Annotated in this window: 8 protein-coding genes; 4 read left to right on the forward strand and 4 right to left on the reverse strand. The window is 46.5% G+C overall.

The features are described 5' to 3' along the window. The first annotated feature begins 142 nt into the window (after positions 1–142). From NIAKO_RS08165 to NIAKO_RS08175, 3 genes are all read left to right on the forward strand, one after another. The gene (locus NIAKO_RS08165; RefSeq protein ID WP_014217938.1) at positions 143–3298 is read left to right on the forward strand and encodes a SusC/RagA family TonB-linked outer membrane protein; all 3156 of its coding nucleotides are present in this window, start codon (positions 143–145) and stop codon (positions 3296–3298) included. A 66-nt stretch (positions 3299–3364) separates the two neighbouring features. Continuing rightward, on the forward strand, positions 3365–5167 hold the full coding sequence (locus NIAKO_RS08170; protein ID WP_014217939.1) for a RagB/SusD family nutrient uptake outer membrane protein: 1803 nt from the start codon (positions 3365–3367) through the stop codon (positions 5165–5167). A gap of 16 nt (positions 5168–5183) precedes the next feature. Then, positions 5184–7286: a glycoside hydrolase family 97 protein gene (locus tag NIAKO_RS08175; protein ID WP_014217940.1), complete on the forward strand. Its 2103-nt coding sequence runs from the start codon at positions 5184–5186 to the stop codon at positions 7284–7286. Positions 7287–7363: 77 nt separating this feature from the next. Here the strand turns inward: NIAKO_RS08175 and NIAKO_RS08180 are convergent, their stop codons facing one another. From NIAKO_RS08180 to NIAKO_RS08190, 3 genes are read right to left on the reverse strand one after another with little or no spacing between them, the layout of a single operon-like run. Continuing rightward, positions 7364–7816 (reverse strand): GNAT family N-acetyltransferase, encoded by a 453-nt coding sequence (locus NIAKO_RS08180; RefSeq protein ID WP_014217941.1) that lies wholly within the window; start codon positions 7814–7816, stop codon positions 7364–7366. A 9-nt stretch (positions 7817–7825) separates the two neighbouring features. Next, complete coding sequence (locus NIAKO_RS08185; protein WP_014217942.1) at positions 7826–8212, reverse strand: DoxX family protein; 387 nt, start codon at positions 8210–8212, stop codon at positions 7826–7828. A gap of 47 nt (positions 8213–8259) precedes the next feature. After that, positions 8260–9369: a glycoside hydrolase family 130 protein gene (locus NIAKO_RS08190; protein ID WP_014217943.1), complete on the reverse strand. Its 1110-nt coding sequence runs from the start codon at positions 9367–9369 to the stop codon at positions 8260–8262. A gap of 215 nt (positions 9370–9584) precedes the next feature. Here NIAKO_RS08190 and NIAKO_RS08195 point away from each other — a divergent pair, with 215 nt between their 5' ends. After that, positions 9585–11507, forward strand: coding sequence for an ulvan lysase-like protein (locus NIAKO_RS08195; protein WP_014217944.1), 1923 nt, complete (start codon positions 9585–9587; stop codon positions 11505–11507). A gap of 68 nt (positions 11508–11575) precedes the next feature. Here NIAKO_RS08195 and NIAKO_RS08200 read toward each other — a convergent pair whose 3' ends face one another. Next, on the reverse strand, positions 11576–12040 hold the full coding sequence (locus tag NIAKO_RS08200; protein WP_014217945.1) for a hypothetical protein: 465 nt from the start codon (positions 12038–12040) through the stop codon (positions 11576–11578). Between the last annotated feature and the right edge of the window lie 126 nt (positions 12041–12166).

The following is a 12166-nucleotide window of genomic DNA, read 5'->3' on the forward strand; positions in this document are numbered from 1 at the left end:
CACTTACAATATTGCTTAGCCGCTTTTCGGGCAATATTTCCTATACTTTAGCTATATATTTTGATAACCGTCGCGGCTTGTTCTTTTTTTGACTTCGCTTGCAAGAACATTCATTTCATCTCAATCCAAAAATTAACCGTTTATGCAAAGAAAGCGATTGCTTCTCCACCTGTGGTGCGGCTTTGTATTGCTACTGGTTTGTCAAATCAGTTATGCCCAGCCCAGGTCTGTTACCGGCACCGTAACAGATGAAAAAGGCGCTCCTTTATCGGGCGCGACAATTATGGCCAAAGGCGGCAAAAACAACACCACCTCCAATGCATCAGGAAAATTTGACCTGCCAGTGCCTGAAGGGGTAAAGGTGCTGGTGATCTCTTACATTGGCTACGAAACAAAGGAAGTGCCCCTTCCCAAAGGCAGCAACCAGCTCGACATTGTGCTGAAAACTTCCGAATCAAGTCTTGAATCAATTGTAGTGGTTGGTTATGGCACCCAGAAACGGGCGGATGTAACCGGCGCCGTGGGGTCCGTAAAAGGAGAGGCCATCAGGAACATGCCGGTTACCAATGTTACCGATGCCTTGCAGGGCAGGGTAGCAGGGGTAGAAGTAATCAAAGCGTCTGGCCAGCCCGATGCCGGTTCCACCATCATCATCCGCGGTCTTTCTTCCCTGCATCAGCCAACACCTTTGTATATTGTGGATGGCGTTCGTACCAATGGCGATAACCTCAATGTGCAGGATATTGCCACCATCGACATTTTAAAAGACGCCAGCGCCGCCGCTATTTATGGTTCTGCTGCTGCCGGCGGGGTGATCGTTATTACTACGAAAAAAGGCGCTTCCGCCAAACCTGCTATAAATATCAATGCCCGGGGTGGCGTTACCAAACCCAAGCTCATTACGCTGCTCAATAAAGACCAGTACATCAACCTGCAGAACATTATTCATCCCACCTTTTTCGCCAACGCCAATCATACCGATACGCTGGCCAATACCGACTGGACAGACGCGTTGTACCGCGATGCTTCGGAAATGAATTATAATCTTTCTATTGCGGGTTCCTCCCCTGTTGTGAATTACCTGCTTTCTGGGTTTTACAATAAACAGAAAGGTATTTATATAAAGAACTATTCAAATATTGGCGGCGCCAGGATCAATACAGAATATAAACTCGCCCCATTTTTAAAGATCGGGGAACAACTGTCATTATCGCAACGCAAAACGGCGCCACCGGTGGGGAGCGAGGCGCAATTGCATAATGCTCCTTTCAGAACTTTGCCCATCATTCCCATTAAGAATGCCAATGGCAGTTACGGCATAGTGCCACCCGGTTATGGTGGTTTGCAGTTCGGTGGCCCTAACCCGGTAGGCGCTGCGGAAGCGGCCGATGCCGTCAATTTTAAAAATAACCTGCAGGGAAATGTGTATGCAGAAGTAAAATTGCCATTACATCTTTCTTTCAGAACCAATATCAGTTATGCGTATTATGATGAGTCGCAGGACTATTACCAGGGCACCTATGATTTTGGCCAGGTGGTAAACAATGTGAATTCGCTTACGCGTACAGCTATAAAAGGCAGCCAGCTGTTGACCAACTATGTGTTGACGTACGATCAAACATTCGGCGGTCATGCTATCAATGCCATTGCGGGCTTTGAGCAGATCACCAATAAATATCGCAACATCAATGCCTTTCAGAGTTATGTAGGACGACCCGGTTATTCCTTTGTACAAACATCCCAATCCTCTTCTACGGTAAGTGGTAAAGATGATAACCAGGGTTTGATAAAATCATTTTTCGGCAGGATCAACTATAATTACAAAGGCCGTTATTACCTCACGGGTTCCGTTCGGCAGGATGCCAACTTCACGGTATTCGGGCCTAACAAACAACGCGGGGTATTCAGCGCATTTTCGGCCGGATGGAATATCAGCGAAGAAAATTTTTTTACGCCTATAAGATCGGCGCTGAGCCGCCTGAAACTCCGTGGCAGTTATGGTACGCTGGGTAACAGCAATATTCCGCCTTATACTTATGTGTCCACGTATAGTACTTTTGCCGGTCCTAATGGATTGGGTTCACTATCGGGCGCCAACTTTGCACCTGGTGGTCCATTGGATATTGGCGTAACCGTTAATGCCATTCCCAACCCCAACCTGCATTGGGAAACCATATATGAAACCAACCTGGGGTTAGATGGTGAAGCGCTGAATGGGAAAGCTTATTTCACAGTTGAATACTATAACCGCGATACAAAAGATATGTTGTATGCCCTGCCGGTTGCGTTGAGTTCCGGTTATACTGCGCCTTATTTTACCAATATTGGTAAAGTAAACAGCCGCGGTGTTGATATCCTGCTCGGCTACCGCGGTAAGGTTTCTGACTTTGGTTTTGATGTGAGTATGAACGGCGGGTTCAATAAAAACAAGGTGATAAACCTGAGTGGGATTGCCAATGATAAACTGTTCGATGGGTATAACTATTACTCCACGGGCGATGCCGGTTTCAGTGTGATGTCGAACCAGAGCATTACCATTACCAAAGCCGGTTTGCCCTTCGGTTCTTTTTATGGCTACAAGGTATTGGGCATGTTTAAAAGCGATGCCGAAGCGGCTGCTGCTACTGCGCAACCCGGTGCAAAGGCCGGCGACCTGATCTTTGCACACGATGATAAAAATGGTAAAACCATAACGCCCGATGATCGCCAGGTGATTGGTAATCCTAATCCGAAATTTGTATATGGGGCTAATATTCGCCTTAACTACAAGGGGTTTGACGCCTCCCTGTTGTTTAATGGTGTGGCGGGTGTTGATATTTTCAATGGCGTAAAAGCCTATGAAATGTATCCATTCGCTGATGGCAATACGACCAGCAAAGTGTTTGGCGCTTCTTTCCTTGGTAATAACCAGTTGACAAGCCAACCCCGTTTAGGTATCAAGAACAACGACGGTACATTCACGCTCGATCCTAATAAAAACTACACATCAGTAAACAGTTACTTCGTAGAAAAAGGCGATTACCTGAAATTGAAAAACCTGCAGGTAGGCTATACGTTCAGTCAGGCGCTGTTGCAAAAGGCCGGTATTAAAACCGTTCGCGTATTTGTAATGGCCAATAACCTGTTTGTGATTACAAAATATAAAGGGCTTGATCCTGAATTGGGAAGCGCTTATTCAGCTGCTGCTATGTCGGGTTTTGTAGGCAATGCCATCGGCGTTACCACCCGCGGCCTGGATGCCGTATCACAATATCCACAGGTAAAATTATACTCTGCTGGTATTGATATCAATTTTTAAGGCGCGAACTGAGAACTCAGAACAAAGAACTCAGAACAGCTTTCGCTCATCGTTAAATTTTATGCCATGTTTAAAAAGAAATATCTCATTATAATCGGACTTGCAATAGCCACGGGATGTTCAAAAGATCCCGGACTGGTTGCGCCTACCGACAGTTATTCCACAGCTAACTTTCCTGCCAGCCTGAACGATTTGAACAGTGTGCTGGCGCCCTGTTATTCCAATTTGCGCGATGCAAATTTGTTTGGTTTTCATTTGTGGCCAAAGGCTTTGTCGAACGCTACGCATACAGCCAACAGTGTGTATGATGGCGATCCTTCCTGGAACGAAATGGCGGCTACCAATTTAAACATCACCAATCAATACGTGCAGGAAGCCTGGACAAGCTTTTATACCGGTATTAAAAACTGTAATGTGGCCATCAACGGCGTTGATTTTTATATGTCGCATACCGGTAAACCGCAGGACCAGCCAACGGCTGACCTGGTAAAAGGACAGGCGTATTTTTTACGGGCCTATTATTATTTTAACCTGGAATGCTTGTTTGGTGAAAGTTACCTGACCCCATCAGGTGGGGGCGATAAAAAAGGCATTCCCATTTTCAGTGATCTGCCGGCAAACCTGGATGGAACCCAAAAAACACGCAGCACGGTAAAGGAAGTGTGGGACCTGATCGTAAGTGATCTTAAAACTTCTGCCCAGTTGTTGAAAGGAAAAACCTGGACGGGCAATGATAAAGGCAGGATCAGCGAATGGGCCGCCAAATCGTTGCTGGGCAAAGCCTATGTGTTTATGCAGAACTGGAATGAGGCGAAAGCTGTATTGAAAGATGTGATCGATAACAGCGGTAAGACCTTAATGCCATATGCAAAATACCGCGACGCGTTTATTGGCCTCGATGCAAATGAGTTCAATGAAGAGTCGATCTTTGAACTGAATATCGACCAGGATTCAAAAGGCAATTATGGGGTGTATGGCAATACGCCCAATGCAACGGCCATCAATGGATTGATCTGGTGTCCCTGGGCCCTGGGTAATGACGGAACCGAAGGCGCCTCCAATCCGCTCGGTTATGGCAATGAGATCTTTCACGACAAAAACGTACTGCGTTTCGGGTTCAACCTGGGTACTTATAAACTAGTGGCCAATCCTGCCTTCGACGCCAGTAAAGCAAAAAGCTATACCAATCCGGAAAAAATTATGGACCCTGCGTATAAGCAGCAATCGTTGCAGGCAAGGGCCAATCAAACCTGCGACCCGCGGTTGTTTGTAAATGCATTGCAACCCTGGCTCGATTCAGTAAAATACGATGGCAGGAACTGGTACCCGGTATCCATGCCTGCTTTTTGGGCCGGACAAACAAACCGGTATGGCTGGAGTTTTAGAAAGTATGCACCCATTTTCAATAATATCAATAATACGGGCCCGGCCGATGCCTGGAACTATTACCTGATCAGGCTGGCAGAGGTGTATTTGTTATATGCAGAAGCGGCCAAAGGAACGAATGACAATGCTACTGCCCTGGAATACCTGAACAAAACAAAACGCCGTGCTTATGGTTACCCTGTAAATGCTGCGTCACCGGTTGACTATACCAGTTTAACCGGTTCTACAGTGGCCATTGGCGATCCCGTATTAGGAAATAACCCATTGTACTATGAGCGTTTTGCCGAACTGTTCAACGAAGGCGGCTGGTGGTTTGATGTGTGTCGCTGGCGCATTGGGGCTTCTGAAGCCGCATATTATGAAAACGCCATGAATGTTACTGGTAACCTCACCTGGAAAGACAAGACCTATAGCTGGCCTATTCCGTTATCAGAGTTTAATTCAAACCCAAAAATGGCCGGACAACAAAATCCGGGCTATTAAAATCTCACACAAAAAAATGATGAAACCTGGAATTGTATTAATATTCCTGTTATTTTCCGTTGTGACTTTTGCCAATCCACCATTGGAGATAAGCAGGGAAAAAGTGAAGCTGCAGTTTTTTATAGATGAGCAGGGGCGGCCGGTGTATGCTGTTTTGTTCAATGGCCGCGATGTGGTGAAACCCTCTGCGTTGGGTTTTATGCTCGAAACCGATTCCCTGTTTTATAAAAACTTTTCCCTGGTAAACGTTGACCGGAAAGTAGTGGATGAAACCTGGAAACCGGTTTGGGGCGAGTGCAGTACTATTCGCAACAACTATGAACAGCTTACCGTTCACCTGAAGCATGGTTCAGGAAAACTGCTGGATATTGTGTTTCGCGTTTTTGCCGATGGAGTAGGGTTCCGTTATGAATTTCCCCGGCAAAACAGCCTTGTTTATTTTGTTGTAAAGGAAGAGTGCACGCAGTTTCATTTGGCCGGTAACCATAAGGCATTCTGGATCCCCGGCGATTTTGATACCAATGAATATGCGTATACCACTTCGCTGCTCAGCGAAGTAAACAATACGCCGGTTGTGCAGACTGCTACTGATATTGCCGTTCGTACGGTAACCGATTCGCTGGCGGTGCAAACCCCACTGATGATGAAAACGGGTGATGGCCTCTATATCAATATTCATGAAGCTGCGCTGCTGAATTACCCGGCCATGCAATTGCATGTTGATAAGAAGGACTTCGTTTTGTCATCGAACCTGGTGCCGGATGCCTATAATAACAAAGCCTATCTGCATGCACCCGCGCATACACCCTGGCGTACTATTCTCGTAAGTGATAAAGCAACCGACATCCTGGCATCAAAAACGATCCTGAACCTGAACGACCCACCGGTTCAGCAGGATCTGTCGTGGATAAAACCCATGAAGTTCGTAGGCGTGTGGTGGGAAATGCAAACCGGCAAAAGCACCTGGAATTATTCTGACTATGCCGATAGCACCAATGCCAATGGGCAGCTGATCCCTAATGGCCGGCACGGCGCCAATACCATCAATGTAAAACGGTATATTGATTTTGCTGCAAAGAACAAGATCGGTGGCGTACTGGTAGAAGGCTGGGACAAGGGGTGGGAAGACTGGTTTGGCAACTGGAAGGAAAATGTGTTTGATTTTGTTACGCCATATCCTGATTTTGATGTAAAGGAAATTACGGCGTATGCCAGATCAAAAGGCGTCGCGATGATCATGCACCATGAAACGTCGGGCTCTGCTACCAATTACGACCGGCAGCTGGATACGGCTTTCCGGTTCATGCAACAGTTTGGTTATCCCGCGGTGAAAACGGGATATGTGGGCCGCATTGTTCCGCGGGGCGAACACCACGATGGACAATGGATGGTAAATCATTATGAACGGGTGCTGCAACAGGGCATGCGCTATCATGTAATGGTGGATGCGCATGAACCGCCAAGACCGACAGGCCTGCAACGCACTTATCCAAACTTCATGGCCTGCGAAGCGGCCCGGGGTAATGAATACCATGCCTTCAGCAATGGCAATGCACCCGATCATGAAACCATTTTACCATTCACCCGGTTAATGGGCGGACCAATGGATTATACCCCCGGTATTTTTAAACTAAAGGGTTATGCGCCTGGCATGCCAGACCGGTCAGTGCACTCCACCCTGACCAAGCAACTGGCGTTGTATGTTACGTTATACAGTCCGGTTGAAATGGCGGCCGATCTGCCGGAGAATTATGAGGCCAAACCCGATGCCTTTCAGTTTATAAAGGACGTTCCGGTTGATTGGGACGATACCAAAATCCTGGAAGCCGAACCGGGCGATTATGTAACCATTGCCCGCAAGGGAAAGGGAACAAACAACTGGTTCATTGGCGCTATTACCGATGAGCATGCACGAACAACAACGCTCTTATTAAACTTCCTGGAGAAAGGAAAAAAATACAATGCAACTATTTATGAAGATGGCGCAGGCGCTGACTGGAAAACAAATCCCGAAGCCTATTCCATCAAAACTATAGCGGTTGATAGCACTACCAAACTGAAGCTTACCCTCGCTGCGGGCGGCGGAACAGCCATCAGTATTATGCAGACTGGACAGTAGTCGTAGTCTCCTTTTACACAAAAGCCTCCTGAGAATATCGGGGGGCTTTTTAATTTACTCCTTTACTGCAGTAATTATTACGAAATATCCTTCGACATACAAACACTATTCTCAACGTTTTCATATTTGCCAAAGTTTTTGATGCGGGTATAACCGGCTTTCTCGTACAGTCTGATTGCATCGGGTTGTCTCTTCCCGGTTTCCAGAATGGTGGTGGAATAGTTTAATTCAGCCGCCCATAATTCAAGTTCCCGCAAAATATAAAACCCAATACTTTTCCCTCTGTAAGCCGGGTTCACATACATGCGTTTTATTTCTACCGTATGGTCGTTGTATTCTTTAAAGGCACCACAACCAATCGGTTGCCCGTCTAGGTAACAGACCACTACATGGTTAATGTTTACGATCTTGTTAAGCTGGGCATAAAAGGCGTGTTCATCACCATCAAGAATAGCGAGGTATTCATCCAGCAGTTTTACCAGGTCCTGAAAATCCGGGTTGTTGGAATCGGTTCGTTGAAAGGTTGTCATGATGCAAATTTAAGCTTTGCCCAGTTTCAATCTTTTCTTCCAGAAAATATAGGAGAGAATGCCGAAAATAAACCAGATAAGCATGCCGAAGATCTGGGGATTAAAAGTTGGGGCTACGGCAATACCTGCATAAGTGGCACCTGCCAGGTCAAAAAACAAACCGGCATAGGCCCATTCCTTTATCGTTTTTAGTCCGGGAATTAAAATAGCAATACAGCCAAGCAGCTTGGCATAACCGGTGAAGGCAATAAAATAGATGGGGAAGCCAAGCATATCGTGAATGAAGCCAATGGCTTTTGGGCTTACCATTATGCTGTCAAAAGAAGCAAACATCATGAGGGCTACAAATAACAGGGTGAACACCCAATAGAGAATGTTGATAGTAGTTGGTTTCATCGTTAGTTGGTTTTAACGAATATAAACAAAACTTATAAGATGTGCGTCTACTTTCCTGGTTCATATACCGCCACAGCGACCCGGCTATCGGCACAGCCATAATATAAAAACCACTTATTGTGAAAGAACACCAGTCCTTCTACAAACACCGTTCCGGCAGGATATTGCCCGCTTTTTTCAAATGGCGCGGTGGGTACAAAGAATGGTTTGTCTAAACGGCCAATCACTTTTGTGGGATCGTTCACATCAAACAGTACCTGTCCGGCGGCATAGGTATTGGCGGTGTAGGCAGTGTCTCTTCCTGCGCCTGGTTTGTTTTTTCCATTATAGAGTAACAGGATGCCTTTCTCCGTTATAATGGCCGGCGGACCGCATTCGGTAAGGTCGCTATCGAAATAGCCAGGCCGGGTCCTGACCACCGCTTTCAATTCATTTTTTTCATCCAGCATCGGTTCCCAGTTGATGAGGTCGTTGCTGGTGGCAATGTTCACAAAACGTTCGCCCCAATACATCATGTATTTGCCGTTCACTTTGGCAATCACCTGGCGGCCACTCACCAGTTTGGTAACAATGGAGGCAGACTTGCTGGCCATGTCCTTAAAGCGGCCCTGGTAAGCTTTGTAAAAAGCAGGACCATGCTTTGTCCAGGTGGTGAGATTGGTGGAAGTAGCTACCCCCAGCCGCGGTACTTTCTTATTCCATTGCGTGTACAGCATTACGTAGGTGCCGGTTTCTGTTACGGCAATGCGTGGGTCTTCACAACCCCCGGGCCATTCAAATTCCTGCTGGTTATCGGTGGTAGGAAATAGCACCGGGGTGGGCCGGCGCTTCATGGTAAGTCCGTTGCTGCTTTCTGCCAACCCTAACCTCGAAGTTCGTTCACCAATCCCTTTACCCGATCTGTCTTCAGCGCGGTAGATCACATAAATTTTATTGTTCCGGATGGTGGCAGCGGGGTTAAACACATCATTGGCTTCCCATGCCAGTTGTGTTTTGCTCATGGGGTCGGGGAAATTACTTTTGGGATCTGGCGATAAAACCGGGTTTACATTGGCAGGACGAACAAACGGACCCAACGCCCAGGCAGGCAACTGGTCCTGTGCAATGGTGTTGATGGTACTGGTCAGAAAAACAAGCGCGGGAAGCATTCGTATCATACAATAAGTTTTATTTATAAATCCGCTGAGGGCTTAAGGCTTAAAGCTGAAAGCAAAACCGCGAATTGTATTTAACCTTCGGCTTGAGCGTTCAGCGTTCAGAGTTGATACGTCAATTATACGCCAACCCGTTTTAAGGATTCCTTTTATATGTATTTTAATAAACCCCTGGCCAATAGCTGGTTCATAGTTACTAAGTTCGCTAAAAAAACAGTATGAGCAGGCAGGTGTCACGACGGAAGTTTATCATTACTACTGCAACAGGTGGAGTGGGGATGGCGATGGGGAATATCAACCGGTTGGCGGCAGCTGCTGCCAGTCCGTTTTTGGCGGGTGATGATCTGTATGCGCTCAGTAATTCGCTTTCTGCTACCTGGGCTTCTACTTTATTGGGCCTGCAAATAACAGATAAATCGCAGGGAGCCGATTATGGCGGTCTCCGCTGCCCGGGCACTCAACACATTTACGGCCGCATTGGCGACACTATTTATCCTTTTATGCATATGGCCCGGCGTACGGGCGACAGCCGCTACCTGGATGCGGCCACGTTGTTGTTTCGCTGGATAGAGACCAATGTAAGCCAGCCCGATGGTTCCTGGCTCAACGAAACAAACGACAAGTGGAAAGGCATTACCGCTTTTACCGTGATCGCTTTGAGTGAGGCCATTCGATATCATGGCGACCTGATGGACCCGGCGTTTAAAAGCGCCATAAACGACAGGCTGGCCAAAGCAGGAGAATTTATTTATTCCAACTTTAATATCGATTTCGGCAATATCAATTATCCCATTTCCGGCGCCTATGCCCTGTCGCTGTTAGGCACCATCCAGGATAATCCGAAGTTTAAAGAAAAGGGAAGGGAACTTACCCAACAGGCTCAACATTTCTTCAGCCGCAACAATCATTTTTTATTTGGGGAAGGCACCCCTTATTATGAAGCCAGTAAGAAAGGTTGTTTCTCTGTAGATCTGGGGTATAATGTAGAAGAGTCGCTGCCTAACCTAACCTTATATGGGCTGCTGAACAAAGACGAAGAATTGCTGGGCATGGTTACGGATTCTTTACAAACGCATATGGAATTCATGCTGCCCGATGGTGGCTGGGACAACAGCTGGGGCACGCGTAATTATAAATGGACGTATTACGGAAGCCGTACCAGCGATGGCTGTCAGCCGGCCTATGCCTTGCTGGCCAATCGCTATCCCCGCTTTTACCGCGCGGCATTAAAAAATGCGCAATTGTTACAACAATGCACGGTGAATGGGTTATTGATGGGTGGTCTGCATTATAACACGCACCAGGTACCGGTAAGCATGCACCATACTTTCACGCATATAAAAGCGCTCATCACTATACTGGATCATGAGCGGCCAATAGTGAAGGCAGGAGAAAAAACACTACCTCGTGAAAGTTCTTATGGCCTGCGGTTTTTTGAAGACATTCAAACCTGGCTGGTAGCTACCGGGAAATTCAGGGCTACGGTAACTGGTTACGACCGGGAATACAAAGCCATGCACAATGGCCATGCAACAGGTGGCGCACTTACCATGCTGTGGCACGAACAAACGGGGCCGCTGCTGGTAGCCAGTATGAACAGCTATTTGCTGGTAGAAGCGGGTAATATGCAGGCTGATACTGATCCACACAGCATGGCATTAACACCCCGGGTTGAGTTGAGCAGTAACGGGGTTACTTATATGAACATAAGTTGTCTCGATGCAACTGTAGTGGCCAGCCAGGCCAAAGACAGGATAGTAATTCATGCCAGCAGCCGGTTGGTAGATAAGGACCAGAAAGATCCCGAAGCGGGACCGGTGCAATGTCAAACAGAATATATCTTCACGCCGGATAAAATAACCCTTAGCCTGCGATGCGTTACAGTACCTGAGGGTTACAAAAACAAGATCCGTATTGTAGTACCGGTGATCTCCGCATCAACTGAACATGTGCAGGCAACCGGCAACAACAAAATTGTAATTCAAAAAAACAAAGCGCGCGTTACGCTCCATTCCAATCAGCCACTCACCCGGTTGGAAACAACAGGTGACCGCTTTTTCAATTTTGTGCCCGGACTGGAAGCTATACCGCTTGTGATCAATGGACGCGATGCGGTAATTGATATCTCCATACAGGGTTAATTGGTATAAAAATTAAAAAAGGCCCACGGTAATACCGGGGCCCTTTGGGTTTATTGTGCACTGTTTAACTATTTTTCTTCTTCAACTGTAAGGTTCCAGTTGCCATTGGCCGAGTTAACGGAGATGTAGTAATTTCCTTCGCCTTTTGTAATGTAGGTTTCAGTTGATTCGGATTTATCGGTCATTGCATCAGGTATGCCGCCGTCTTTCATTACATCTTCGCCTTCGGGAACTACATAAAAGGAGAATAGACCCATATCGTTATCGGACGCCTTAAAGTCGTATTTTACTTTTGCCTTGCCGCCGCTTAAATGAAATGGTGCAGACTTCTTTATTCCGGAGCCTTTGAATGTAACCAACTCTGTCCATTTTTTTTCAGCAGTCTTTTCTGTAGCGGCAGCAGCTTCTTTTGAGTCGCCGGATTGTTCAGCAGCCGCCGTGCTTTCTCCACAACCAATAAGGGTAGTAACACCGATGGCTAATAAAATACCTGTAGAAATAAGCACTTTTTTGCTTGTTAATTGCATTTTCATGGTTTGTAAATTTAGGATTTAATGTACCGGGGCGAACCTAGTAATAATCGGTTAGTTCAAAAACCGTTAAAACACCTGTTTTTTTCTGCTAAGTATTTATAGGTAATTCAGCTTATTGATTGGTTA

Origin of the sequence: Niastella koreensis GR20-10 (assembly GCF_000246855.1) — a bacterium.
Taxonomy (GTDB): Bacteria; Bacteroidota; Bacteroidia; order Chitinophagales; family Chitinophagaceae; genus Niastella; species Niastella koreensis.

Excerpts from the sequence above, each read along its gene's own strand:
- NIAKO_RS08165 (WP_014217938.1), top strand. The coding sequence starts at position 143 with ATGCAAAGAAAGCGATTGCTTCTCCACCTGTGGTGCGGCTTTGTATTG.
- NIAKO_RS08170 (WP_014217939.1), top strand. The coding sequence starts at position 3,365 with ATGTTTAAAAAGAAATATCTCATTATAATCGGACTTGCAATAGCCACG.
- NIAKO_RS08175 (WP_014217940.1), top strand. The coding sequence starts at position 5,184 with ATGATGAAACCTGGAATTGTATTAATATTCCTGTTATTTTCCGTTGTG.
- NIAKO_RS08180 (WP_014217941.1), bottom strand. The coding sequence starts at position 7,816 with ATGACAACCTTTCAACGAACCGATTCCAACAACCCGGATTTTCAGGAC.
- NIAKO_RS08185 (WP_014217942.1), bottom strand. The coding sequence starts at position 8,212 with ATGAAACCAACTACTATCAACATTCTCTATTGGGTGTTCACCCTGTTA.
- NIAKO_RS08190 (WP_014217943.1), bottom strand. The coding sequence starts at position 9,369 with ATGATACGAATGCTTCCCGCGCTTGTTTTTCTGACCAGTACCATCAAC.
- NIAKO_RS08195 (WP_014217944.1), top strand. The coding sequence starts at position 9,585 with ATGAGCAGGCAGGTGTCACGACGGAAGTTTATCATTACTACTGCAACA.
- NIAKO_RS08200 (WP_014217945.1), bottom strand. The coding sequence starts at position 12,040 with ATGAAAATGCAATTAACAAGCAAAAAAGTGCTTATTTCTACAGGTATT.